22 protein-coding genes are annotated in these 23,898 nt (G+C 69.8%); 13 read left to right on the top strand and 9 right to left on the bottom strand.

From position 1 onward, the window contains the following. The first annotated feature begins 28 nt into the window (after positions 1 to 28). Genes nadB through FBT69_09625 form a run of 6 tightly spaced genes read left to right on the top strand, consistent with a single transcriptional unit; the run spans position 29 to position 6,816 of the window. Positions 29 to 1,696 carry an L-aspartate oxidase gene (gene nadB / locus FBT69_09650; GenBank protein MDL1905057.1) on the top strand — a complete coding sequence of 556 codons (1,668 nt, stop codon included), beginning with the start codon at positions 29 to 31 and terminating at the stop codon, positions 1,694 to 1,696. Further along, the gene (locus tag FBT69_09645; GenBank protein MDL1905056.1) at positions 1,693 to 2,337 is read left to right on the top strand and encodes a hypothetical protein; all 645 of its coding nucleotides are present in this window, start codon (positions 1,693 to 1,695) and stop codon (positions 2,335 to 2,337) included. The genes nadB and FBT69_09645 overlap by 4 nt, the downstream gene beginning before the upstream one ends. A gap of 27 nt (positions 2,338 to 2,364) precedes the next feature. Beyond that, the gene (locus FBT69_09640; protein ID MDL1905055.1) at positions 2,365 to 3,876 is read left to right on the top strand and encodes a Gfo/Idh/MocA family oxidoreductase; all 1,512 of its coding nucleotides are present in this window, start codon (positions 2,365 to 2,367) and stop codon (positions 3,874 to 3,876) included. A 40-nt stretch (positions 3,877 to 3,916) separates the two neighbouring features. Next, entirely contained in the window at positions 3,917 to 4,801 is an 885-nt protein-coding gene (locus FBT69_09635; GenBank protein MDL1905054.1) for an FAD:protein FMN transferase, read from the top strand. A 2-nt stretch (positions 4,802 to 4,803) separates the two neighbouring features. Beyond that, positions 4,804 to 6,042, top strand: coding sequence for a Gfo/Idh/MocA family oxidoreductase (locus tag FBT69_09630; protein ID MDL1905053.1), 1,239 nt, complete (start codon positions 4,804 to 4,806; stop codon positions 6,040 to 6,042). Between the two features lie 3 nt (positions 6,043 to 6,045). Continuing rightward, positions 6,046 to 6,816, top strand: coding sequence for a hypothetical protein (locus FBT69_09625; protein ID MDL1905052.1), 771 nt, complete (start codon positions 6,046 to 6,048; stop codon positions 6,814 to 6,816). Between the two features lie 52 nt (positions 6,817 to 6,868). Here the strand turns inward: FBT69_09625 and FBT69_09620 are convergent, their stop codons facing one another. The 5 genes from FBT69_09620 to atpD all read right to left on the bottom strand — a co-directional run bounded on the left by FBT69_09620 (position 6,869) and on the right by atpD (position 11,034). Then, the gene (locus FBT69_09620) at positions 6,869 to 7,132 is read right to left on the bottom strand and encodes a hypothetical protein (GenBank protein ID MDL1905051.1); all 264 of its coding nucleotides are present in this window, start codon (positions 7,130 to 7,132) and stop codon (positions 6,869 to 6,871) included. A gap of 34 nt (positions 7,133 to 7,166) precedes the next feature. Continuing rightward, entirely contained in the window at positions 7,167 to 8,390 is a 1,224-nt protein-coding gene (locus FBT69_09615; GenBank protein ID MDL1905050.1) for a GNAT family N-acetyltransferase, read from the bottom strand. 29 nt (positions 8,391 to 8,419) lie between these two features. Beyond that, the gene (locus FBT69_09610; GenBank protein MDL1905049.1) at positions 8,420 to 9,067 is read right to left on the bottom strand and encodes a DUF1569 domain-containing protein; all 648 of its coding nucleotides are present in this window, start codon (positions 9,065 to 9,067) and stop codon (positions 8,420 to 8,422) included. After that, entirely contained in the window at positions 8,949 to 9,467 is a 519-nt protein-coding gene (locus FBT69_09605) for a hypothetical protein (protein MDL1905048.1), read from the bottom strand. The genes FBT69_09610 and FBT69_09605 overlap by 119 nt, the downstream gene beginning before the upstream one ends. A gap of 124 nt (positions 9,468 to 9,591) precedes the next feature. Continuing rightward, positions 9,592 to 11,034, bottom strand: a complete 1,443-nt coding sequence (gene atpD / locus FBT69_09600; GenBank protein ID MDL1905047.1) for a F0F1 ATP synthase subunit beta — start codon at positions 11,032 to 11,034, stop codon at positions 9,592 to 9,594. A gap of 14 nt (positions 11,035 to 11,048) precedes the next feature. Between atpD and FBT69_09595 the strand changes: the two genes are divergently transcribed. Next, the gene (locus tag FBT69_09595) at positions 11,049 to 11,588 is read left to right on the top strand and encodes a hypothetical protein (GenBank protein ID MDL1905046.1); all 540 of its coding nucleotides are present in this window, start codon (positions 11,049 to 11,051) and stop codon (positions 11,586 to 11,588) included. Positions 11,589 to 11,896: 308 nt separating this feature from the next. Here the strand turns inward: FBT69_09595 and FBT69_09590 are convergent, their stop codons facing one another. Beyond that, positions 11,897 to 13,201, bottom strand: a complete 1,305-nt coding sequence (locus FBT69_09590; GenBank protein MDL1905045.1) for an aminotransferase class V-fold PLP-dependent enzyme — start codon at positions 13,199 to 13,201, stop codon at positions 11,897 to 11,899. A 27-nt stretch (positions 13,202 to 13,228) separates the two neighbouring features. Next, positions 13,229 to 14,707: a M20/M25/M40 family metallo-hydrolase gene (locus FBT69_09585; GenBank protein ID MDL1905044.1), complete on the bottom strand. Its 1,479-nt coding sequence runs from the start codon at positions 14,705 to 14,707 to the stop codon at positions 13,229 to 13,231. 101 nt (positions 14,708 to 14,808) lie between these two features. Between FBT69_09585 and apaG the strand changes: the two genes are divergently transcribed. The 6 genes from apaG to FBT69_09555 all read left to right on the top strand — a co-directional run bounded on the left by apaG (position 14,809) and on the right by FBT69_09555 (position 20,412). After that, complete coding sequence (apaG, locus tag FBT69_09580) at positions 14,809 to 15,234, top strand: Co2+/Mg2+ efflux protein ApaG (GenBank protein ID MDL1905043.1); 426 nt, start codon at positions 14,809 to 14,811, stop codon at positions 15,232 to 15,234. Between the two features lie 188 nt (positions 15,235 to 15,422). After that, the gene (locus tag FBT69_09575; protein MDL1905042.1) at positions 15,423 to 16,313 is read left to right on the top strand and encodes a methylisocitrate lyase; all 891 of its coding nucleotides are present in this window, start codon (positions 15,423 to 15,425) and stop codon (positions 16,311 to 16,313) included. Between the two features lie 205 nt (positions 16,314 to 16,518). After that, positions 16,519 to 17,520 carry a hypothetical protein gene (locus tag FBT69_09570; protein MDL1905041.1) on the top strand — a complete coding sequence of 334 codons (1,002 nt, stop codon included), beginning with the start codon at positions 16,519 to 16,521 and terminating at the stop codon, positions 17,518 to 17,520. Positions 17,521 to 17,595: 75 nt separating this feature from the next. Beyond that, complete coding sequence (locus FBT69_09565; protein MDL1905040.1) at positions 17,596 to 18,198, top strand: hypothetical protein; 603 nt, start codon at positions 17,596 to 17,598, stop codon at positions 18,196 to 18,198. Between the two features lie 121 nt (positions 18,199 to 18,319). After that, entirely contained in the window at positions 18,320 to 19,483 is a 1,164-nt protein-coding gene (locus FBT69_09560) for a citrate synthase (protein MDL1905039.1), read from the top strand. After that, on the top strand, positions 19,309 to 20,412 hold the full coding sequence (locus tag FBT69_09555) for a CHAD domain-containing protein (GenBank protein MDL1905038.1): 1,104 nt from the start codon (positions 19,309 to 19,311) through the stop codon (positions 20,410 to 20,412). Before FBT69_09560 ends, FBT69_09555 begins: the two co-directional genes overlap by 175 nt. 6 nt (positions 20,413 to 20,418) lie before the next feature. Here the strand turns inward: FBT69_09555 and FBT69_09550 are convergent, their stop codons facing one another. Beyond that, on the bottom strand, positions 20,419 to 22,209 hold the full coding sequence (locus FBT69_09550) for a glycosyltransferase (protein MDL1905037.1): 1,791 nt from the start codon (positions 22,207 to 22,209) through the stop codon (positions 20,419 to 20,421). 18 nt (positions 22,210 to 22,227) lie between these two features. Then, complete coding sequence (locus FBT69_09545; protein MDL1905036.1) at positions 22,228 to 23,895, bottom strand: glycosyltransferase family 2 protein; 1,668 nt, start codon at positions 23,893 to 23,895, stop codon at positions 22,228 to 22,230. Positions 23,896 to 23,898: the final 3 nt, after the last annotated feature.

Raw genomic sequence — 23,898 nt, 5'->3', positions numbered from 1 at the left:
GGCGCCGGCGGCCCTACACTCGCCCCGGATGGAAGGTGTCTTCGACCAGCGGCGGTACCTGATCCCGTTCCGATCGACGCTCCTCCCGCAGATCTTCACCGATACGCTCGTGGTCGGCGCGGGCGTGGCGGGCCTGCGGGCGGCGGAGGCGGCGGCGCGCGGGGGCGAGGTCATCATCCTCTCCAAGTCGGACCTCCGCCAGACCAACACAGCCTGGGCACAGGGGGGGGTCGCGGCGGCGCTCGCGCCGGGCGACAGCGTGGAGTCGCACATCGGCGACACGCTGACGGCAGGGGCCGGGCTGTGCGACGAGCCGGCCGTGCGGCTGCTGTGCGAGCAGGGTCCGGAACGGCTGCGCGAGATCCTCTCGTGGGGCCTGCGACTGGACCGCGACACCGCGGGCGAACTCGACGCGGGCAGAGAGGGCGGGCACTCCGCGAGCCGCGTCTTCCACGCGGGGGGAGACGCGACAGGGGCTGAACTCTCGCGGTGCATGGCGGAGCGCGTGCGCTCGCTGGCGAACGTCCGCGTGTTCGAGCGGTGTTTCCTGCTCGACCTTGTGACGCCGTCCGACGAGCCGGGGTCGCCCGTGCTGGGCGCGATCACGCACCACTCACGATACGGGCTGCAGATGATCTGGGCGCGAACGGCGATCCTCGCGTCGGGCGGTGCGGGCGTGCTCTACCGCGAGACCACCAACCCGCCCTCGGCAACGGCGGACGGACTCGCGGCGGCGTACCGGGCCGGCGCTCGGCTGGCGGACATGGCGTTCGTGCAGTTCCACCCGACGGTGCTCTACCTGCCGGGCGCGGCGCGCTCGCTCATCACCGAGGCCGTACGCGGGGAAGGGGCGCACCTGCTCGACGCCGCCGGTCGGCGTTTCATGCCGGAGGTGCACGAGCTGGCCGAGCTTGCGCCGCGCGACGTCGTCACGCGGGCGATCGTCCGGCAGATCGCGCGCCAGGGTGGGCAGCACGTGTGGCTGGACTGCCGCCACCTGCACGGGTTCGTGGAGCGGTTTCCCGGCATCGCCGCGCTCCTGGCCCGGTTCGACATTGACCCCGCGAAGGATCTGGTGCCGGTGCATCCGGCGGCCCATTACACCATCGGCGGCGTGCGGACGGACCTGCGATGCCGGACGAGCGTACCGGGGCTCCTGGCGGTGGGGGAGGCGTCCTGCACGGGCATCCACGGCGCGAACCGGCTGGCGAGCAACTCGCTGCTCGAGGGCCTGGTGTTCGGACGCATTGCCGGCGAGGAGGCGGCCTCCGCGGCGCACGCGGGCGAGAACGGGCCGCGCCACGCCAGGATCGTGAGCGACATCCCTCCCTCCCGCCAAGGGGAACTCGACCTCGAAGACGTGCGATCGAGCCTGCGCTCGGCGATGTGGCGAAACGTCGGCATCGAGCGCAGCGGAGAGCGACTCCGCGACGCCGTGGAGATGTTCGACTTCTGGGCACGCTACACGCTCGACAAGGTCTTCGACGATCCCGAGGGGTGGGAGACGCAGAACATGCTGCTCGTCGGCGCGCTCGTGGCGAGATCGGCGGAATGGCGCGAGGAATCACGCGGCTGCCATACGCGGACCGATCGCCGCACCGCGAGCGAGGAGTACGCCGTCCACGATTGCTGGCATCGCGGCATGGGCGAGCCGGAGCGCGAGCCGGTGGCCGTCGGGGCGGGAGCAGCGCGATGAGCGGGCGGTGGCGCACCGCGGGAGTCGTCCTGGCCGTCGGCACGCTCGTCCTGGGCGCGTGCGTCGAGCGTCGGGTGGTCTACAACCGGCCGATGTTCGCCGGGCTGCCCGGCGTGCAGTCAAACCAGCCGATCGTGGGCGCGACGCCGAAGGGGTACCACGATCCGACCCACGTCGAGGGCGGCTCCATCGTGGTCGAGCACAGCGACGGATCGAAGACTCTGGTCTCCCGCTCGGCAGCGCACCTCGTCGCCCACATCCAGCGGGCTCTCGTCGAGGACGAGGAGGAGTTGTTCCTTTCGCAGGTGCTCAGCGAGTTGACGGTGCGGGAGTGCCGCGAGAACGGCGTCGAGCCGGCCGAAGCGTTCCGGTACCTGCGCCAGCACAGGGACGAGGTGCTCAAGACGTTGGCCCGGATGCAGGCGGGGGAACGATCGCCGTATGTCGTTGTGCAGAAACTCGACGATCGTGTCTACCGCGTGCTGCTGACGGGCCTCGCGGCCCGGGGCCTGCGCTGGCGGGGCTTCGACATGATCCTCGAAGGGGGGGGTTGGGACGGCGAGCGTCCGGACGAGCAGGGCAGGCCCGTCTTCAGGCAGAGCAACTGGCGGCTGCGATGGTTCGTGCCCGCGGAGTCGTGAGGGGGAGTGTTCGCGCCCACGGCTCTCATGTCCCTGTTCGGGGGCGAAGCACCCCTTTCGGGAGAAAGCCGGGGGGCCCGGGCTGTTTGGCGTCGGGGTGGCTTTTGTGGGGTCGGGTGTGGTAGGCTGTGGGTTCAGGCGTCGGCGGGTCTGGCCGCGGCGTCTCGGCCCGCGTGTGCGGGCCTCCGGAGCACAGGGGATATCGCCATGGCGACCGATCGAAGCGGGTTTGCGTCGTTCGTTCCTGAGTCTCGTCGTTCGTTCCTGACCAAGACGGCCGCGCTGGCCGGGGCCGCGACGGCACTGGGGAGCGTGGGGCCGGCGTACGCGGGGCGGCCGATCCCTCGCGCGGCGCGCCGGACGCCCGTCGGTGATGGCGAGCCGATCCGCATCGCCATCGTCGGCCCGGGCGGCATGGGTACCGGGCACGCCGACCGGCTCGCGTTCTTCAACAAGGAGGGGATGGAGAGCCTGAAGATCGCCGCGCTCTGCGACGTGTGCGACGTGCGGGCGCAGGACGCGGCCAAGATGCTCGACGAGCGCTACGGGATGAAGGTCGAGACGATCTGCCGCGACCACAAGGAGATCATGGCCCGCGACGACATCCACGCGGTCCTCGTGGCGACGACCGAGCACTGGCACGGCCCGATCGCGGAGGACGCGATCAAGTCCGGCAAGGACGTCTACTGCGAGAAGCCGATGACGCTCCGGCTCGACGAGGCCCTGCGGCTGCACGACGTGGTGAAGGCGAACCCGGAGATCATCTTCCAGGTCGGCACCCAGCACATCATGTACCCGAAGTATGTTGCGGCACAGAAGGTCATCGCGGAGGGGACGCTGGGCAAGGCGCTCTGGAGCCAGACGTCGTACTGCCGCAACACGCCGACGGGCGAGTGGAACTACTACTCGCTGGACAACCGCTGGAAGCCGGGCGAGAACCTGGACTGGGAGCGGTGGTGCGGGCACCTCGGCGCGGTGCCGTGGGACCCGAAGATCTACGCGAGGTGGCGCCGGTACCGGGCGTACTCGACGGGGATCATCGGCGACCTGCTGGTGCACGAGGCAACGCCGCTGCTCATGTCGCTGGGCGCCGGTTGGCCGACGCGCGTTGTGGCCACCGGCGGGCACTACATCGACAAGGACATGGAGAACCACGACCAGGTCAACCTGAACGTGGAGTTCGAGGGCGGGCACACCATGATCATCGCCGGCTCCACGAACAACGAGACCGGACTGCCCTCGATGATCCGCTGCCAGAAGGCCAACATCTTCCTCAACGGCCCGCACTGCACCGTGCGCCCCGAGTCCAAGTTCGCCTCCGAGATCGACCCCTTCGAGATCAAGAGCGAGGACATCGGCGACCCGCAGAACGCGCTGCGGCTGGACTGGCTCAACAGCATCCGCACCCGCAAGCCCAACCGCAGCCAGGTCGACCTCGCCACGAAGATGATGGTCATCGTGGACTTGGCGACGCGCTCGCTGTGGGACGGCGCAGCGTACGAGTACGACCCTCAGACGCGGAGGGTCAAGCGTCTCTAGCGGGTCGTCCGGCGAGCTGGTCCGCGCGGCCGCGCCCGCCATGGGCACGCGGTTCGAGGTCGTCCTGTGGGGCGATGAAGCGCCGCGCCTGCGGGCGTGCGCCGAGGCCGCGCTGGAACGCATCGCGGAACTGGAGCGGCGCTACAGCCGGTTCCGGCCTGACAGCGTGCTCTCGTTCGTGAACGCGCACGCGGGCGACCGGCCGGTCGGCATCGACGCGGACACGTTCGAGCTGCTCGCGGCGTGCGCCCGCGCGTGGCTTGACTCGGGCGGCGCGTTCGACCCGACCATCGGCCCGCTCATGCGCGCATGGGGCTTCCACGGCGAGCCGGGCGACGTGCAGGCCGCGGCGGCGTGCGTGGGGATGGACGGCGTGCGGCTGCATGATGCCGCGAGAACCGTTCGGTTCACGCGCCCGGGCATGTCGCTGGACCTCGGCGGCATCGCCAAGGGACAGGCGCTCGACGAGGCCGCTGCAATCGTGCGCGAGGCGGGAGTCTCGTGCGGCCTGCTGCACGGCGGAACGAGCACGGTCGTCGCGATCGGATCGCCTCCCGGCGAGGCGGGCTGGGTCGTCGAAGTGCGAGGCAGCCCGTACAGGGTTGTACTGAACGATCGGGCGATGTCCGTGTCTGAGCCGTCGGGGCGGGTCGTGGTTCGTGACGGGAGACGGCTGGGACACGTCCTGGATCCTCGGAACGGCACGCCGGTGGATGGCGCTCGGCTGGCGTGCGTGGTGGGGCAGAGCGCGATGGAGACGGACGCCTGGTCCACCGCGCTGCTCGTGCTTGGCGCGAGGCCCTCGGGGATGCCGCGGCAACTCACGACGCTCCTGCCGCAACAAGGGGGGGCCTGGGCCGTCGAGGGGCCGGATGAGCGGCTATTCTGGCGGTCAGAAAAGGCCGAGCGTGCGGAGCAGGAGTGACCATGAACGAAACGGATCGTCGGACTTTCATCAAGCAGAGCGCGGGGGCGATGGCGGCGGTCGCGCTGCTGCCCGAACTGGGCCTGGCCCGCCCCGTGCGCCTGCACGAGCCGGTCACGGTCGGCGTGATCGGCGCGGGCCGGCAGGGGCGCGCCATCCTCGGCGAACTCCAGAAGATGGAGGGCGTGAGCATCGGCGCGATCTGCGACCTCGACGAGCGCAGGCTGGACGCAGGCGTGCGCCGTTCGCAGGGGGCCGAGGGCTTCGCCGACTACCGCGCCATGCTGGACAGGCGGGCGGACGTGAAGGCAGTCGTAATCGCGACGCCGACGCACCTGCACCGTGACATCGCGCTGGCCGCGCTGGCGGCGGGGCGGCACGTCTACTGCGAAACGCCGCTGGCGCACACCGTGGAGGACTGCCAGGCGATCGCTCGCGCGGCCCGCGGCTCGTCGGGCGTGTTCTACTCCGGGCTGCAGGGCAGGTCGAACCCGGTCTACAAGCTGGCCTGGACGTTCTTCCGCTCCGAGGCCGTGCGCGACCCCGTGGCGATGCGGGCGCAGAGCAACCGCAAGAACTCGTGGCGCACCCCTGCGCCAGACCCGGCCCGCGATCGCGAGTTCAACTGGCGGCTGGACCCGGCGGTCTCGCTCGGGCTGGCAGGCGAGCAGGGAACGCAGCAGTTCGACGTCTTCCACTGGTACCTCGGGGCGTACCCGGTGCGGGCGCGCGGGGGCGGGTCCATCCGCCTGCACGCCGACGGGCGCGAGGTCTATGACACCATCCACTGCGGCCTGGATTTCGAGAGCGGCGTCCACCTGCACTACGAGGCGACGCTGGCCAGCACCTACGGCGGCGAGTACGAGGTGCTTCACGGCACGAACGCCTCGATGTGGCTGGCGTGGACGCACGGGTGGATGTTCAAGGAGTCCGACGCTCCGACACAGGGATGGGAGGTCTACGCGAACCGGCAGCGCTTCCACAATGACCAGGGCATCACGCTCATCGCCGAGGCCACCAAGCTCGCCGCGCAGGGCAAGCTGCAGGAGGGGATCGGGCTGCCGAACGCGCCGCTGTATTACGCGCTGGGCGACTTCCTGCGGAGCGTGAGCGAGGGCGCGCCGGTCGTGTGCGGGGCGGATGAGGGAGCGCGGGCGAGCATCGTCGGAATCCTGGCGAACCGGGCGGTGGTCTCCGGCGGGACGGTCGAGATCGACCCCGCGCTGCTGAAGGGGGGATGAGGCATGGCCGGATCGTGGCCCGCGCTGCGCGACCTGCCGCTCGGCGCGAAGTTCGGCGTGGCGTGCCTCGTGTTCGTCCTGATCGGCGGGCTGGTCGCCTCCGGGACCCACGTGCTGTGGCACTACGAGAACCGCGACGAGCGGCCCGGACTCACACTCGACGACTTCACGGGGGCCTACAGCGGCGTCGAGCGGCGCGCCCCGCTGATCGTTGCGCTGGAGCGCGGCCACCCGCCCGAACTGCCCCAGGCCGACCGCGAGACGCTGCTCGCGTGGCTGCGCGGCGACCGGGTGAGCGAGGACTTCGACAGCCTCGACCTCGGCGACGATGCGCCCGCGGAGATCATCGCCGCCCACTGCCTGCGCTGCCACGCGCGGCAGGCGACCGAGGGCGACGGCATCGGCAAGACGATCCCGCTCGAGTTCTGGAGCGACGTCCAGCGCGTCGCGTTCTCACGGCAGATTCAGCGGACACCCGCGGGCGTGCTCGTCGCGTCCACGCACGCGCACGCGCTTGCATTGGGGACGATGGCGTTCGTGGTCGCGGCGCTCGCGCTGATGACGACCTGGCCGCGGGGGCTGACGTCGTGGGGCGTGGGACTGATGGGCCTCGCCCTGCTGGCGGACATGGGCGGCTGGTGGCTGGCGCGCCTGTCACCCGCCTTCGTGCCCCTGATCGTCATCGCGGGGAGCGCGTACAGCGGACTGACAGGGCTGCTGCTCCTGGGCGTGCTGGGCGAGTTGCTCAAGCCGCCGCGACGGGCCGTGAAGTGAGGCGTGCTGAACCCGGCACGAAGCGAGAGCGAGTGCCCGGGTCCGAAGGGCACTACGCCAGTCGGGCAACGACCTGGGCCAACTTCTGGAGATTGCGCTCCGCGAGCGCGGTCCGGGCCTCGGCGTCGTTCGCGGCCGTCTTCGCCAGCGCGGTCTCGGCCCGTTTCCACAGACGCTCGGCCTGCTTCGGGTCGTCCGCGAGGGCGAGATCGGAGACGATCTCCTGGAGTTTCTGGACGGAGATCGTGCCGAGGTTGTCGTAGTAGCGCTGCACGATGCGGCGTTGATGGCCGCTGAGGTCGGGTCGTTTGGCCATGGGTGTGCTCGTTGTGATGGTCGGAGCGTACGCGTCAGAAGCGGTCGGACATCCAGGGGGTGTTCGTGGCGAAGATCGCGTCGGCGGCGGCAAGCGCACCGGCGTCGCCCTCCGCCAGCCCGAGCGCAACCGTCTGCGACGCGGAGTAGAGACCGGCGTACATCGCGGCCAGGCCGCGGATGCTCAGGCGGAGCGTGCGCATGCCTGTCGCGCGTTCGACGCTCGCGCGTCCGTCTCGCACGCGGAGCGTCCACGGCCCCGCGTTGTCGGGGGTGAGGTCGTCGGAAACGTCGAGCGTGAGCGTTGCGTCGGCGTGCGCGGGGTAGCCGCGGGCTTCGAGGGCTTCGCGCACACGCACGATGCGCAGCATCCACACGTCAACAAAGGCGGAGGTGTGGAACTGCTGATCCATGAGCGTGAGCAGCGGGTGCAGCGGCGGGCCGTGGAAGGCCGCGTCGTCGCCGACGGTGGCGAGGTCGGCGAGCAAGCCGAGCAGGCGTTTGCCCGCGCGGGCGTTCGTGAAGGCGATGTCGGAGACCGCGACGTCGTGCCGTCCCGAATCGGGCTTGCGCCGCTGCGCGAAGAAGACGTACCCATCGAGTCGGCCCGGCGCATCCGGCGCGACCACGCCGAACCCTGCGTAGCGATCGCCGCGCAGTTCGCGCGTCCGCGTCCAGCAGTACGGCCCGCGGTCCAACGTACCGTTGAAGCGCGACGCGAACGAGTTGTAGCACTCGCGGACCGCCCGCTCGTCGCCGGCGTCGAGCGGGCGGACGGGCAGCGACCGGTCGCGCACGCCGATGGTGCGCAGCGGAAGCGTCGTGCGGAAGAGCAGTCCCGCCTGCTCGTAGCCGACCTGGCGGTAGAACGCCTGCGTGGAGGCGTAGAGAGTCGAGAGCGCGAAACCGTCGGCGTGGGCCTCGCGCAACGCGGCGATCATCAGGCGGCGGGCAAGCCCCCCCCCTCGTCGCTCCGGCGGCACGGCGACCGCGGCGATGCCGAGCATCGGGACCGACCGCCCGCCGAAGAACTGCCCCATCGGCACACGCACCAGGCTTGCGGCAGGCCTGCCGGCATCGCGCAGCACGCGCACGTTGTCGAGGCCGGCCGCGCGCAGCCACGCCTCGGTCGCGTCCGGCGCACCGGCGAAGGCGAGCGAGGTCGCGCGGACCACGGCGTCGATGTCGGGTTGTGTTGCGGGTGCGGCGAGCGAATCGGTCGGAGGCATCGCAGACCATAGCAACGCACGCCGCAGCATGGCGGAGTACACGCCCGCGAGCGGGCCGGTCAGCCGGGATGGAAGAAGGAGAGGTGCAGTTCGGCGTGGGCGAGGTTCATGCGGCGCCACTCGTCGTGCGACAGCGGGCCGAAGACGGGGCTGGGCCGCGGCGGGGGCGTGCTGTCGAGACGGCCGAGCGCGCGGAGGAGCCGGGCGCGTCCCTCCTCCAGCGGCAGCGGGTCGATCCCGAAGGTGCCGCCCTTCACGCGGGGGAGGCGCACGCCCGCGGGCAGGCCGCGGGTGAAGAACTTCTTCTTCATCATGCGGCACACCACCTTGACGAACCACGGCGGGCGAGCCTCGGGCGGGTACCCGTCGTAGGCGTAGTCGGTCCACGCGGCGAGGTGGCCGAACGCCTGGCCGAGCGACCAGTTCCCGGTGGCGCGCAGCGTGCCCGCCCGGGCGGCCTCGGCGAGCCGTTCGATCTCGCGCCGGAGTTCGTCCGTCGTCGCGAACCGGAGCGTGCGGCGGTCGGTGACGGCGCGGGTGTCGATGGCTGGTGCGGTCACGGTGCGGCTCCGTCGAGGGCGTGGTAGCTTACAGCGATGGCGCGCCGGCTGTCGCGTGCTCCAACAGCGCGCGCGAGCGCGAACGGACGGGCACGAGCGACACGAGGAACACGACACTGACCGCCGCGGCGGCGAGGCCCGCGAGATGGCCGGTGATGAGCGTGGAGACGCAGCCGAACAGGCCCGGCCCCTCGACGAGCGCTGCGCGCACGATGGTCGTGTTCAGCAGGACCGCGCCGACGGCGTGCGCGCCCTGCTCATCGTCCGCCCGCTCCTGCCACGCGCTGCGGGCGCGGGCTCGTGCGGATGCGCCGACCGCGATGAAGCCGACCACCCCGACGAACATCAGCCCGGCGACGGCGACGAGCAGCGGTGTATTGATCGAGGGCGCGGCCGGGGCCGGCGTGTTCGTGAGCGGGCCGCCGGGCGCGACCATGAGCACGATCACGGCGAAGGTGATCAGCCCGGCGATCAAGCCGCCGACGATGATCGGCAGGACGCGGAGCTGGTCGTCGAGGGGAGAAGAGGGGGTTGAGAAGTGCGGCATCTCGCGGACTCCATCGCGGCGGTCGCGTGGCAGGCCGGCGGACGGGCCTGGCCGCAGCAAAGCAAAGACAAGAAAGCCCCGAGCGGCGTCGGGGCCCGGACTGGCGGCAGGATGGCTCGTTCGTTCACACCCCCGCGGCCATCTTCTCCGCCTTGGCGCGGGCGTCGTCGAGGTTGCCGACGTACATGAACGCGCTCTCCGGCAGGTCGTCGCCCTCGCCGTTGCACAGCCGCTCGAACGAGTCGATCGTCTGCTCCAGCGGGGTGTAGATGCCGGAGAAGCCGGTGAACTGCTCGGCCACGAAGAACGGCTGGCTCAGGAAGCGCTCGATCTTGCGCGCCCGGCTCACGGTCAGCTTGTCCTCCTCGCTCAGTTCGTCCACGCCCAGGATGGCGATGATGTCCTGGAGGTCCTTGTAGCGCTGGAGGATCTGCTGCACGCGGCGGCTGACCGCGTAGTGGCGCTGGCCGATGATGCCGGGGTCGAGGATCCGCGACGTCGAGGCCAGCGGGTCGACGGCCGGGTAGATGCCCTTCTCCGCGATGCCGCGGGCGAGCACGACGAAGGCGTCGAGGTGCGCGAACGCCGTGGCCGGGGCCGGGTCGGTCAGGTCGTCGGCGGGCACGTAGATCGCCTGCACCGACGTGATCGCGCCCTTGCTCGTCGACGTGATGCGTTCCTGCAGCTCGCCCATCTCCGTGCTGAGCGTGGGCTGGTAGCCCACCGCGCTGGGCATGCGGCCCAGCAGCGCGGACACCTCGGACCCCGCCTGCGTGAAGCGGAAGATGTTGTCCACGAAGATCATGGTCTCCTTGCCGGAGGCGTCGCGGAACTCCTCGGCCATGGTGAGGCCCGAGAGGGCGACGCGGAGGCGCGCCCCGGGCGGCTCGTTCATCTGGCCGAAGACCATGGCGACCTTGTCGATGACGTGGGCGGTCCTGCCGTGCTCGTCGGTGTATTCGGCGTGCTGCATTTCGAGCCAGAGGTCGTTGCCCTCGCGGGTGCGCTCGCCCACGCCGCAGAAGACGGAGTAGCCGCCGAACTCGCGGGCGACGCGTGCGATCATCTCCTGGATGATGACGGTCTTGCCGACGCCCGCGCCGCCGAAGAGGCCGATCTTGCCGCCGCGGACGAACGGGCAGAGCAGGTCGATGACCTTGATGCCCGTGACCAGGATCTCGGTGTTGGGGTTGAGCTGGCTGAACTCGGGCGGTTCGCGGTGGATCGGCCGCCGCGGGGCGTCCACGAGGTCGGGCTTCTTGTCGATCGCGTCGCCGAGCAGGTTGAAGACGCGGCCGAGCACCATCTCGCCGACCGGGACGGCGACGGGCTGGCCGGTGTCCACGCACGGCAGACCGCGGCGCAGGCCGTCCGTCGAGCCGAGGGCCACCGCCCGGACGCGCCCGCCCCCGAGGTGCTGCTGGACCTCGCCGGTGAGGCGGAGGGGGCCGGCGGGGGTCTCGGCCTCGACGCGGAGGGCGTTGTAGATGTCGGGGAGCTGGTCCTCGGGGAACTGGGCGTCGAAGGTGGAGCCGATGACCTGGGTGATGCTGCCGGTGGTGGCCATGGGGACGGTTCCTCGTGTGCCGAGCGTTGGCTTTGCGTGCGATCCAGGCGTGCCGGCGGGCCGGGCCGCGCTGCCCCCGGGGCGGGGGGCGGAAGGATAGGACCGGCCGGGCGGGGGGGCGAGATGGCGATCCAGCGGATCGTGGACGGCACCCCGCCGCGCGGGCCGGACGGGCGGCGCGTGCCGCTGGGGATCGGGCTGCAGCCGGCGGGGGTTGGCGGGGCGCGGCCGGAGGGGCCTCCGTCAGCGGCGAGCGTGGATGGATCAGCGGCGAGCGTGGATGGATCAACGGCGAGCGTGGATGGATCAACGGCGAGCGTGGATGGATCAACGGCGAGCGTGGATGGATCAACAGCGACCGTGGATGGATCAGCGGCGACCGTGGATGGATCAACGGCGACCGTGGATGGATCAACGGCGACCGTGGATGGATCAACAGCGAGCGTGGATGGATCAACAGCGAGCGTGGATGGATCAACGGCGAGCGTGGATGGATCAACAACGACCGTGGATGGATCAACAGCGACCGTGGATGGATCAACAGCGACCGTTGACGGCGGTTCTCGAAGGTCCGGCACGCTTCCCGCCCCCGAGAACGCGGGCGGACGTGCCGACAGCAGATGGTCAAGCGAGCAACGGGCCGAAAGAAGAAGGGCGTGGAGGCCGGCGCACATCCTGCGCGTCGCGCGCGGCGCGCGCGGAACGCATCTCGGACCATCGGCGCAGGAACGGCACGCCCCCGACCCGAACGCGGAGGCCGCGGAGAGGCGCCCGGAGAGCACGGAGCGAGAAGGCAGCAGGAAGGGAAGGAGAGGCTCGGAACCCTTGAACTTGCCCCGCGCGAACCCGCCCGGGCCGGGTCTCAGGCGATCCCCTTCTTCACCGCCTCTTCCATCGCCTCGCAGAAGCGCTCCACCTCTTCCAGCGTGCTGTAGACGCTCGGCGAGACGCGCAGCCCCTCGAACTCGTCGTGGACGATCCCCGTGGTGAAGATGCGGTGGCGGTCCCAGAGCCACTGGTTCAGCTCGCCGGTGGCGATGCCCTCGACCTGCACCGTCCCGATGCCGCAGGCGAGGCCCGGCCTGCGGCTGGTGTGGAAGCGCACCCGGTCCAGCCCGGCGAGCCGCTCCATCCACCGCTCGCGCAGGAAGACCATGCGGGCCTCCTTGCGCTTCGGGCCGAGGCCCTGGTGGAAGGTGAGCGCCTCGGCGATGGCGAGGAAGTTCGCCGCCGGGTGCGTGCCGATCTCCTCGAACTTGCGGATGTCCCCCTCCATCTCGGGCGGCGCGGCCATCATCGGCCACAGGCCCGCGATCCTGTCGCGGCGGACGTAGAGCAGCCCCGTCCCGTGCGGGGCGAAGAGCCACTTGTGCAGGCTCACCCCGTAGTAGTCGCACTCGAGGTCGGAGAGCAGGAAGTCGAAGTGGGCGAGCGCGTGCGCCCCGTCCACGATCACCGGGATGCCCCGCCGCCGCGCCATGGCGACGATCCCGCGGACCGGCAGGATCTGCCCCGTCAGGTTGATCATGTGGCAGGCGAGGATGACGCGCGTCCGCGGGGTGATGTGCTCCTCGAACAGCCGCACGACCTCGGACGGGTTCTCCGCCGGGACGGGAATCCTGAACTGCCGGAGCACGACGCCCTCACGCCGCTCGCGCTGGCGGAAGGTCGTGAGCATGCGCGGGTAGTCCTGCGTGGTCGTGAGGATCTCGTCGCCCGGCCCGAGGTCCAGGCCCAGCTGGCAGATCTGCAGCGCCTCGGAGGAGTTGCGCGTGATAGCGATCTCCTCCGCGTCCACGCCCCACTGCCGGGCCAGGCGCGTGCGCACGACCTCGCGCCGCGGTTCGAGGACCTGCCACATGTAGTACGCCGGCGCCTTGTTCGAGAGCTCCTGGTGCTGGCGCATGGCCTCCTGCACCCAGCGCGGCGAGGGGCTGACCCCGCCGTTGTTGAAGTTGATGAGGCTGCGATCGACCGTGAACGCCTCCTGCGCGTGGCGCCAGTAGGTCTCGTCGCGGGCGATGGCCTCCGGGTCGCCGGGCGTGGCCGCGAGTTCGGCGACGATCTCGGCCGCCGACGCGCGCGGCATCGGCAGCCGGCCGGACGCCGCCGCCAGCGCGGCCGCGGGAACGCTCAACGCGCCGAGAAACGCTCTGCGAGATTGCATGGAGATGCTCCGGTCAGAGAGGACGACTCACTGCGTCGCCGCCGTGGGCGTGACGACCGGGCTGCGGTAGCCGTCGCGGTCGTAGGCGCGGACGCCGAAGAACCAGTTGTCCTTGCTGCGGTTGATGGTGGCCTCGGTCGCGTCGCCCACGTCGCGCACGTGCTGCCACTCGTGGGCCGTCGTCTCGCGCCACACGACCTCGTACCCGGCGACGTCCGGCTCGGGGCTGGCGTCCCAGCGCAGCGTCGTGTCGTACGACAGCCCCGCGACGATGAGGCGCGGGCGCGCGGGCGGCGAGGGCGCGTTCGCCAGGTGCACCAGCACGGCCGCGTTCAGCCGCGTCACGTCGGCGAGATACTCGGCGTCGACGTACTCCGGCAGGTCGCCGTACTGCACGCCGTCCTCGACGCGCGGGTCCTGGTGCTGGCGGTCGTAGTTCTCGTAGACCTCGACGAATCGGACGGCGGGCCAGCCGAGTTCGTTGAACGGCGTGTGGTCCCCGCCGCGGAGGTAGCGATCGGGGCGGTTGATGAGCATGGGCTGCACGGGCGTCGCGTGCTGTCGCGCGACCTCGGCGATGTAGCGGGCCAGTTGGCGGCTGGGCGAGTCGTTCTCGCCGCCGTCGCGCCGGAGCATGGAGACCTGGAAGAGGCGGTTCCGCGCCTCGCGCAGGCGGGACTCGGGCGTTTCAGGCTCCTCGTCGCGGACGACGGCGGTGCGAGGCTGTTCCATCAGCATCGAAACGGGCACGCCCTCGCTGAAAACGCGCACCCGGTCACGGGCGGAGCGGCCGCCGGGCGCGGAGGGGTCGCCGACGGTGTCGTTGTTGAGGACCGCGCCGATGGTGCGGCCCTGGCGGCGGGCGTTCAGGGCGTGCAGGCGCGCGCCGAACAGGCCCTGCTCCTCGCCGGCGGTCGCCATCAGCACGACCGTCGATTCGAGCCGCATGTGCGCGAGGACGCGCGCGAGTTCGAGGCACGCGGCCACGCCCGAGGCGTCGTCGTTCGCGCCCGGCGCATCGCCCTCGGTGTTGCTGCCGTCGCTGGCGCGCGAGTCGTAGTGCCCGAGCACGTAGTAGTGCCGGAACCGTGCCTCGGGCGACGAGCCGGGGATTTCGCATACGACGTTCACGACCTCGACCGCACGCGCGATGCGCCCGCCCGGCTCGACGGGGTGAACGTCGAACCAGACGCGCGGGGCGAGGTCGCCCTCACGCCCCGAGCCGGCGACGGCGCGCTCGAACTCGGCGTGCAGCCATCGGCGTGCCGCGCCGATGCCGCGGGTCTCGCTCTCGGTGTCGCTGAGCGTGTGGCGCGTGCCGAAGGCGGCGAGCGTGTCCACGTCGCGGCGCAGCCGCTCGGCGGAGACGGCCTCGAGGGCCGCGGCGACGGTCTCGGCGGGCGGCGCCCCGGGCTGTGCGTGCACGGGTGTGCTCCAGGCGGCGGCGCACGCGAGCACGAACGCGGCTCGCCGACGCGGCGAAGGGGACCGATCGGTGCGTTCCATCCCCGCGAGTCTACCGAGTGCCGTCCCCCCGTGGTCGGGGCCGCGCTGCGCGGGGCGTAAGATGGTGTCCGAGGGGCTTGCGGCCCGAAGGAACGGCACGAGTGAGCACGCGCCAGAGCCAGACCAGGGGAGGGGGCACGAACCGCTGCCGCGGGTCGGAGGCGGTGACGCGCGGCATCCGCGTCGAGGTCCGGCCGTCCTACGCCCCGGACCAGTCCCACCCCGCCTCGGGCAAGTTCGTCTTCGCGTACCGCGTGCGCATCACCAACCAGAGCGACCAGACCGTGCGGCTCGTCTCTCGCAGGTGGATCATCATCGACGCCGACGGCGGCGAGCGGATCGTCGAGGGCGACGGCGTCGTCGGGCGCCGCCCCGAACTCGAACCGGGCGGGCACTTCGAGTACGAGAGCTTCTGCCCGCTGGAGACGCCGTGGGGCACGATGCAGGGAACCTACTTCTTCGAGGGCGAGACCGAGCCGTTCGAGGTCCGCGTGGCGAGGTTCTACCTGGTGGCCGATGAAGCCTGAAGGCGGAACGCAGAGGGCGCAGAGGAGGAACGCAGAGTGCGCGGAGTGGAGGATGGGATGGAAATGCGATCCGCTCGATGTCCCTGCGATTCTGATCGATCTGCTCTTTTCTTCTTCTCTGCGTTCTCTGCGTTCCGTCTCCGTGACCTCTGCGTTCTTCCCGCCGCGGAGCGTGATAGGCTGACGGCATGAGCGAGCGTGTGCATCCCGGGGTGCGTCTGCGTGAGGCGATGGGGCGCGGCGTGGTGGCGGCGCCGGGGGCCTTCAACGGGCTGTGCGCGCGCGCGGTGGCACGGGCGGGGTTCGAGGCGTGCTATGTGTCGGGCGCGGCGACGAGCGTGTGCGCGGGCGTGCCGGACGTCGGGCTGCTGACGCTCGAACATTTCGCGAGCGTGGTGCGCGAGGTGGCGGACGGGAGCGGGCTGCCCGTGCTCGCGGACGCCGACACGGGCTTCGGCGAGGCGGAGATGGTCCGCCGGACGGTGTTCGAGTACGAGCGGGCAGGCGCGGCGGGCCTGCACCTAGAGGACCAGGTCTTCCCCAAGCGGTGCGGGCACCTCGACGGCAAGGCGCTCGTGCCGACGGACCACATGTGCGAGAAGGTCGAGTGGGCCGCGAAGGCGTCGCGCGACTCCTCGGGGGGGGCGTTCATCGTGTGCGCGCGGACCGACGCACGCGGCGTGGATGGGTTTGACGCGGCCGTGGCACGGGCGAAGGCCTACGTGCAGGCCGGCGCGGAGATGATCTTCCCCGAAGGCCTGACAGGCGAAGATGAGTTCGCGGCCTTCGCGCGAGAAGTTCGGCCGGGCGGATCGAAGCCCTTCCTGCTGGCGAACATGACGGAGTTCGGGAAGACGCCGATGATCCCACTCGCGCGGTTCGGAGAGATGGGGTATCACCTCGTGATCTTCCCGGTGACGCTGCTGCGCGTGGCGATGGGGGCGGTGACGAAGGCGCTCGAAACGCTCGGGCGAGAAGGCTCGGCGGAATCGCTGCTGGGCGGGATGCAGACGCGCAAGGACCTGTACGACCTGATCGGGTACGAGCCAGGCAGGGCGTGGGAGTGGCCAAAGCCATAGCCTGTAGTTGATCTGCGACAGTGCGCACACCGCCCAATCGCAACGGCATGTCCACCTGCCCACTGTTCCCCCAGCATGGCTCTTCGCACCTTGATATCGGCCCGCAGCGATGATATTTTGGTGCGGGTAGTCCCGAGACGAGTGCCGGCGGGTTCCGTATCCTGTTATCGTTGGCATCGTATCGACACGCAAGATGAGGATACCTATGAACAGACCATCTCGACTCGTCCAGCATGCAGTCGCGTTCGCCGTGGTGCTGGTCATTGTTCTTCTATACGCACGGCCTTCGATCGCTCAGCAATCCGACTTCTGCGAGTCCGTCTCATCAGGCGGTTTCGATTCCGAGTTTTTCGAGAAGCACGTCACGCCCCTTCCTGATCTGGACGGCGACGACTTCGGCGACTATGCGGTATGGGATCCGAACAGTGGCTTCTTCAATCCGAGAGTTCAGGTTTTCAGTGGAGCGAGTCACTCGCTCCTCTACGATCTGAACGGCTGGACAGGGGACCACTGGTTCGGGTTTGTTGTCGTCGATGGTGGTGACGTGAACAACGATGGGACTCCCGACATCGCAGTCGGCTCGCTTGTCGCTTCCGGCGCGAACGGCGACTACACAGCAAGAATCACCTTCTTCAGCGGAATCGACGGAACGCCGATCGTGCGCGCCTACCTCGTTGAGATCGGGCCTGACTACTTCGAGGTCAGACCCTTCTGCATCACGAACGTCGGCCTGTCCGGTATCGTCGACGGCAGCGATGTTGCGGAGGTGCTTGCATGGCAAGGCGCGTCCGCCGATGTCGCGGGCGATGCTGATGTCGACAACAGCGGCGTCGTTGACGAGTACGATGTGCTGCAAGTCGTCCTTTCGCTCGGATGTAATGGGAGTAGCTTCGATTTCTCTGATTTCGAATCGAGGCTCAACGAACCTGAACTTGGAGAAGACGAGCCCGTCGCCGGCATCGGAAAGATCATCAAGTGCTTCATCTGCGGCGTGAAATGCGGCAGCAAGCTCGATCAGGCGTGGGAGTGCCGCAACGCTCTCAAGGAGGCGGAGTGCGCGTGCTGGGAGCTTGGTGATTATTTCGAGATTTCTGCGTGCCTCGACAACCTTCGTCTCAACTTCCTTCCCAACTGCCTGAATGACGTCATCGATGCTGCGGGCAGCTGTGCCAGCTGCATCCGGAAATGCGGCCCTATACCCAACTAGTATTTTCGTACGCACACCTTCTGACTCCACGCCAGGCTTCACGGGGATTTGTGGGGTGAGTACGAGAGAAAGATCATGCTCAAGTATGCGATTCCGCTCCTGCTCACGCTCGTCATTGCCGCGTGTGGCGACGAATCGGCCCGGAACAGTGCGGACAGCAGCAGCTCCTCTCCGACAGCGAGTGGCAGTGTCGATGAAGAGTCTCTGATCGCCATCGATATCGCTGATGCATGGACGCGTCTTCAACTCGGTGACACAAGCGGCGTGTCGGTGCTCCTCGATGTCGCTCCAGATGGTATTCAGTCAGTACGATGGTTCTCATCCCTCGCGGCTCCTGATACGGTGACCTGTGCGGACGCGCATATTGTCATCAACAGTGCGACGATCAAGGCCGTTGGCGAGGCTGTCGGCGCCTGGCTCGTGGACAACCAAGAGCGATCGCTGGAAGCGTGGAGTACGCTCGACACAATCGCGATGAGCATCATGGCAAGCCACCGCACGCTTGCCTCACACGTCCCCTATGTCCACGCCGGGCTGTTGCGTGGCTGGGTGCACAAACGGATGCGAGACGCGGGATTCACCGAAGAGGACTATGCGCCTCTCGCCCATACTGAGGTGATCGTTGCCGCCGCAAGGAGCGCCTCGCTCCGTGAGCTCATGGTCGATCCTCCGGGTTGAGCGGGCTGTCTGACCCGTTGGGCGTCTGTGGCCCGCGCCATTTGTCTGGTGCTCGAACTCGCACCTGTCGGACCCCTACAATCGGCGTAACTGCACGCAAGACGCCGAAAGGATCCCGATCATGACGACGGCAACCCCCACCCGCGGCCTCGAGGGCGTAATCGCCGGCGAGACCGAGATCTGTTCGGTCGAGCAGGGCGCGCTCATCTATCGCGGGTACGAGATTCACGACCTGGCCGAGAACGCGACGTTCGAGGAGGTGGCGTTCCTGCTGCTCGTCGGGCACAAGCCCTCGGCCGAGGAACTCCGCTTCTTCAAGGACGAGTTGGTGGCGAACCGCGCGCTCCCGCCGCAGTGCGTGGACTACCTGCGGGCGGCCGTGCCGCTGCTCAAGCAAGGCTCGGCGGTGCCGATGGACGTCCTGCGGACGTGCGTGAGCATCCTCGGGAACACCGACGCCGAGAGCCAGGACAACTCGCCCGAGGCGAACCTGCGCAAGGCCAAGCGGCTGACGGCGAAGATCCCGACGATCATCGGGCACATGCAGAACCTGATCGACGGGCGCGAGATCGTCTCGCCGAACACGGGCGGCGACGCGAAGCTCGGGCACGCCGCGAACCTGCTCTACCTGATGAGCGGCGAGAAGCCCAGCCCCGAGCACGCGCACGTGCTGGACGTGTCGCTGATCCTCTACGCGGAGCACGACTACAACGCCAGCACCTTCACGAGCCGGGTGATCGCCGCGACGCTGAGCGACATGCACGGGGCGGTAACGGGCGCGATCGCCGCGCTCAAGGGGCCGCTGCACGGCGGGGCGAACGAGGCCGCGATGGAGATGCTCAAGGAGATGCGGCGCGACCTCGGGCCGGAGAACGACCCGAAGAAGATCGACGCGTGGATGCAGCGGGCCTTCGCGGAGAAGCGCAAGCTCATGGGCTTCGGGCACCGCGTCTACAAGCACGGCGACCACCGGGCGTCGCTGCTGCACGCGCTGGGGCGGAAGATCGCGGAGAAGAAGGGGCCGGAGTTCGTGAGGTTGTTCGAACTGGGCGAGCACGTGCAGCGGATCATGGCCGAGCAGAAGCAGATCTACCCGAACGTGGACTTCCCGTGCGGGATGACGTACTACACGATGGGGATCGCGGTGCCCCAGTACACGCCGATCTTCGTCGCGTCGCGGATCACCGGCTGGTGCGCGCACGTCATGGAGCAGCACGCGAACAACCGGCTGATCCGCCCGATCGCGCAGTACACCGGGCCGCGCAACCTGAAGTGGAAGGGCTGAGTCGTCTGGCGTGCGGGGCGGTCGGTCCGGCCGCTTTCCCGCGGGAGGGGCGTGCGGTGGCGTTCCGGTTCGGACGGCGCGAGGAGATCGGCGCGGGCGTTCGCCGGGTCGTGCTGGAACAGCTCGCCAAGGCCGAGCGAGCGCTCGCCGCGACGCGCGACGACCACGAGCGGGCCGTGCACGAGGCGCGCAAGTGCATCACGCGGGCTCGCGGCACGCTGCGGCTGGTGAGGCACGACGCGGGCGACCCCTTCGATGCCGCGAACGCGAAACTGCGCAAAGCGGCAAAGTCGCTCTCGACCAGCCGCGACGCCGCCGTGACGCTCGCGGCGCTCGATGCGCTGGCGGGAACCGTCGAGGGCGCGGAGCGCGTGAGAGATCAGTTCGTCGGCGGCGCACGGCAGGACCCCGCGCCGCCGTCCGACGCCTCCGTCGCCCACGCCCTGCACGCGGTCGAGTCGGCCCGAATCGAGATCGAGGCCGTGCGCTTTTCAGCGAGCGGTTTCGACCTGATCGAACCCGGTCTGCGGCGGGCGTGGAAGCGGGCGCGACAGGCAATGTTCGCCGCCGCCGGACAGCCGACCGACGAGCGGCTCCACGAGTGGCGCAAGCGATGCAAAGCCTGCCACGCGCACGCGAAACTGCTGCGGCGCATCCGGCCCAAGGAGATGGAACGGCTGGTCACGCGGCTTCGCGACCTCTGCACAGCGCTGGGCGAGGAACGAGACCTCGCGCTCCTGGCCGACCGGCTCGACTCGCTCGGCGACGGCGACGCCACGATCCGCGCGCTGATCGACGGGACGAAGCTCCGGAGGGAGGCGTTGCGACTCCGGGCGTTCGCGCTCGGCGAGACCGTCTTCGAACGCGGCGCGCGGCGGATGACGCGGAGGCTCGCCAGGCTCTACGACGGGTGGAAGCGCGACGACTGAAGCGGGCTACGGCGCGGCGGAGACAGGCGTGTGACCCGCCTCAGCGCGTGCGGCGCGAGCCGGCTCGCCGTTGAGCAACTCACGATAGATCGACTCGACCTCCCCGACGTGCTCCGGGTAACTGCGAAGGATGCTCACGTCGTGTATCTCGCGCGGGCTGGGGATGACGACCTCGCCCGCAACGATGCGCCGCAGGCAGTCGGCCAGGGCGTCGGGGTCACCCGCGCGGAAGAGGAGCGCGTTCCCAAGCCCGCCGTTGGCGCGGCTGCCCGCCGAGCCCGGCTCGTGCAGCCAGTCCACCGGGCCGCCGAGACGCGACGCGACGATGAACTTGCCCGCGTGCAGGTGCTCGAGCATGACAAGCGGTGAGTTCTCGAACCAGATGTGAGGGAGGATGCCGACGTCGTACTCGCCGGCGGCGGCGAGGAGCATGATCGTGTCGTACCCGCCGAGGAAACTGACCTCGGGGTACGCGCTGAGCATCTTGCGGTAGCCCCAGTCGATGCCGTAGGCGTGGACGATGAACTGGCATCGCTTGCGCACGGCGGGTTCGAGGCGCTGGATCGCGCGGGCGAGCACGCCGAGGCCCTTGTTGTTGCGCGTCGTGCCGAGGAATCCGAAGCGGACGGGGCGGCGCGCTTCGGCCGGGTTCCATGGCCTCGTGTGATAGAACGGGCTTCGCCGGGCGCGGCGGTTGATCTGGTCGAAGTGCGGCTGGCCGAGACGCACGTGCCGCAGCCGCGAACGATCGACGCCCATGGTCTCGTACACGCGGCACATGAACTCGCTGGGCGGGATGACGAGCGATGCGTGGTTGAGCGCCTCGACGCCCGCGAGACGGCGCCGACCGTAGAGACTGTTGTCGAGCACCCGGAGGTGCACCTCGCGCGTGGCGAGGAAGCGCTCGTTGGCGTCGAGGGGGGGGCTGCCCAGTTCGTCGATCTTGTCGCGTGGTCGCAGCTCCAGCCCGTGGTCGAAGGTGCCGGGGTGGTCAGCCGGGCCGGGGTCGAAACCCCGGGCGGACTCGGGGTCCGGCTTGATGCGGTCGGCCTGCTCGACGTCCTCGGGGCTGGGCTTGCGCTTGCCCCTGACGGCATCTCGTGCGGCCTTGAAGACAACCTCCAGGAGGGCCGCGGTCTCAGGCCCGAAGAGCCGCTCCGCCCCCTGCTCGACCGCGCGGTTGAAGCGGACGGTGCGCGGCGAACTGGTTTCGAGGCACCCCACGCAGCGCCGACCGCCGTCGTAGTCCATGCAGCAGTCCCGCTCGCGGTGCAGCAGGTCCACCTGCGGGCAGACGTACCAGTAGTTGTGCGGCGTGACGACAACGGGCCGGCCCGTGCGCCTGATCGCTCCCACAACGCTGAGCGCGAAGCCCTCCAGCGAATGGACGTGGACGACCTCCGCCCCGACCGAGTCGAGCCAGCGGAGCACGAGCGCGTCGTCGCGGGGAGAGGACAACTCGCTGGCGACGTGGGCGAAGTTCGTCGAGGCGGGCGAGAAGTTCCTGCTGTTGACGAGCGACGCGCAGCGGACGCCGCGCCACGGCTGCTCGTCGCGGATCCACGGGCCGCCGACGAGTGAATAGTCGAGGCCCGAACGGAGGTAGTGCACACTGTGCCCGCTCAAGGCGAGGCCCGCGGCGAGTTCGGTGGCCGACAGGTTGTAGCCTGAGCCTTCGAGCGCCTGGAGGCGGAGTCTCGCCCAACCGAGGATCGCGATCCGCACAGGGCGGTCGGTGCGCGGCCAGCCCAGGGGCGTCCGCTGCGAACTCGCGCTGTTCGGATCGGTGTGTGGCATCGGGTGTGCGACGTCGTCTCAGCCGTAGCGCGTCGTGGACGTGTCCGGGCGGAGTGTAGCGGCGTGCAGCACGCACCGGAAGCCGGTGACGAACCAACGCGCGAGGAACGCCGCGCGCCGACCCGGACCGTCGCGCTCGACCTGGGCGCGCTCGGGCGCGCGCCGATCGACGTGGATGTTCCACCTCCCTCGCACCAGCGGAAAGTCGTTCACCTGGTCGAAGACGACGCACGATCGCACGGGCGACAGGAGCAGCGGCCACTGGCGGCGGACCCGTGAGAGAAGCCTTCCGGAGTAGACGATCCGCCGCGACACGCCCCCGCCCGCCGGAGCGTAGCAATCCGGAACGTCATTGCGGACAACCTCGACCCAGCACGGACCGGCACGCCCGGACAGCCGCTTGGCCGCCTCGTCGCGGAGTTCCGCGCTCCAGGCGAGCGAGTCGGGATGGTTGCACGCGATCACGACGGTCGCGCCGTCTGCGAGCGAACCGGTGCGCTCCAGCGCGTCCATCAGCGGCTCGGTCGGCGGGCCTTCGAAGTCCAGCTTGCCGGCGCGCCCGCGGCAGGCGTCGTCCGCCGTGCGGCGGATGATCTCCGCGTGGAAGAGGCGGCGGTGGACCCCGGCGCGGAGCGAGTCCCTCATCAGCCCGGCCAGCCGCCGGAGCGTGACGCGGCGAAGTTCGCGCCGCGGAAGAATCTTCCGCAGCACCCAGAGAATGTTGCGCTGCGCGTAGTACAGCCGCGCGGGCGTGAGCTTGTGGTGCCACGGCGTGTGGTAGACCACCGCGTCCAGGTTCAGCACCACGCGCCAGCCGGCGCGCCCGAAGCGCAGGCACCAGTCCGCGTCGTCGCAGTAGATGAAGTACCGCCAGTCCCAGAAGCCGACCTCGCGCACCGCGGGCCACCGTGCCAGCAGCGAACACGCGGAAACCACGTCCACGTCGCGCAGGCCGCCGTACTCGTGCCTTCCCTTCGTGCCGCCAACGCGCTCTGCCCACGCCTTGTGCTCCTCGTGGCGCGGGTGGCCGGGGGGGGCGTTGTCGGTCATCAGGCCGGTGCGTCGGTCGAGATACACGGTCGTCTCGATGGTCGTGTCGCGGTTGCGGATGTCCACGGTCCGCGAGCCGACCAGGCCGATCGCCGGATCGCTCTGCGCGGCCTCGACGAGCCGCTGCGCCGCGTCATCGGGCAGGTCGATGTCGTCGTCCACCAGCCACACGTAGTCGGGCGGCGTCGGCGACCCGGGACGGTCAAGCGCGTGCTGCACGTAGGCGAAGCCCGTGTTGAACCCGCCGCACCCGCCGAGGTTGTGCGCGTTGCGGACGACCGTGAGCGAACGCAGGCCTGCGCGGTTCGGCCCGTGACCCGTCGGCGTCGGCTCGGCGAACGCCGGCTCGTGCGCGCGCTCCGTCGGGTTACTGACGACACGCTCGGCTCCCCACCGCTCGACCAGCATCTCCGCGGTGCCGTCCGTTGAGGCGTTGTCCACGACCACGACGTCGATGCTCGCACGCGGGTAGCGCTGGCGAGCCAGCGCGGCGATCACGTCCGAGACCAACGCCGCGCGGTTCCACGTCACGATCACGATCGCAATGTTCGGGACCGCCACCGACGAGTGCGCATCGACCGCCACCGGGCGCTTCGGCTGCAGCACGGGCTTGGCGGTCGTGGTCGGGTCGCTCATGCG

It is taken from the genome of Synechococcales cyanobacterium CNB, assembly GCA_030263455.1.
GTDB lineage: Bacteria > Planctomycetota > Phycisphaerae > Phycisphaerales > UBA1924 > CAADGN01.
Note: the sequence above shows the minus strand (reverse complement) of the source record. Positions and strands in the feature narration are given on the sequence as shown.

What these genes read in the sequence shown, in the direction of transcription:
- FBT69_09635 (MDL1905054.1), top strand. Translation starts at nt 3,917, where the DNA reads ATGGGCACGCGGTTCGAGGTCGTCCTGTGGGGCGATGAAGCGCCGCGC.
- FBT69_09550 (MDL1905037.1), bottom strand. Translation starts at nt 22,209, where the DNA reads ATGCCACACACCGATCCGAACAGCGCGAGTTCGCAGCGGACGCCCCTG.
- FBT69_09630 (MDL1905053.1), top strand. Translation starts at nt 4,804, where the DNA reads ATGAACGAAACGGATCGTCGGACTTTCATCAAGCAGAGCGCGGGGGCG.
- FBT69_09585 (MDL1905044.1), bottom strand. Translation starts at nt 14,707, where the DNA reads ATGGAACGCACCGATCGGTCCCCTTCGCCGCGTCGGCGAGCCGCGTTC.
- FBT69_09625 (MDL1905052.1), top strand. Translation starts at nt 6,046, where the DNA reads ATGGCCGGATCGTGGCCCGCGCTGCGCGACCTGCCGCTCGGCGCGAAG.
- FBT69_09640 (MDL1905055.1), top strand. Translation starts at nt 2,365, where the DNA reads ATGTCCCTGTTCGGGGGCGAAGCACCCCTTTCGGGAGAAAGCCGGGGG.
- FBT69_09570 (MDL1905041.1), top strand. Translation starts at nt 16,519, where the DNA reads ATGAACAGACCATCTCGACTCGTCCAGCATGCAGTCGCGTTCGCCGTG.
- atpD (MDL1905047.1), bottom strand. Translation starts at nt 11,034, where the DNA reads ATGGCCACCACCGGCAGCATCACCCAGGTCATCGGCTCCACCTTCGAC.
- FBT69_09565 (MDL1905040.1), top strand. Translation starts at nt 17,596, where the DNA reads ATGCTCAAGTATGCGATTCCGCTCCTGCTCACGCTCGTCATTGCCGCG.
- FBT69_09605 (MDL1905048.1), bottom strand. Translation starts at nt 9,467, where the DNA reads ATGCCGCACTTCTCAACCCCCTCTTCTCCCCTCGACGACCAGCTCCGC.
- FBT69_09545 (MDL1905036.1), bottom strand. Translation starts at nt 23,895, where the DNA reads ATGAGCGACCCGACCACGACCGCCAAGCCCGTGCTGCAGCCGAAGCGC.
- FBT69_09590 (MDL1905045.1), bottom strand. Translation starts at nt 13,201, where the DNA reads ATGCAATCTCGCAGAGCGTTTCTCGGCGCGTTGAGCGTTCCCGCGGCC.
- FBT69_09575 (MDL1905042.1), top strand. Translation starts at nt 15,423, where the DNA reads ATGAGCGAGCGTGTGCATCCCGGGGTGCGTCTGCGTGAGGCGATGGGG.
- nadB (MDL1905057.1), top strand. Translation starts at nt 29, where the DNA reads ATGGAAGGTGTCTTCGACCAGCGGCGGTACCTGATCCCGTTCCGATCG.
- FBT69_09615 (MDL1905050.1), bottom strand. Translation starts at nt 8,390, where the DNA reads ATGCTGCGGCGTGCGTTGCTATGGTCTGCGATGCCTCCGACCGATTCG.
- FBT69_09645 (MDL1905056.1), top strand. Translation starts at nt 1,693, where the DNA reads ATGAGCGGGCGGTGGCGCACCGCGGGAGTCGTCCTGGCCGTCGGCACG.
- FBT69_09560 (MDL1905039.1), top strand. Translation starts at nt 18,320, where the DNA reads ATGACGACGGCAACCCCCACCCGCGGCCTCGAGGGCGTAATCGCCGGC.
- FBT69_09620 (MDL1905051.1), bottom strand. Translation starts at nt 7,132, where the DNA reads ATGGCCAAACGACCCGACCTCAGCGGCCATCAACGCCGCATCGTGCAG.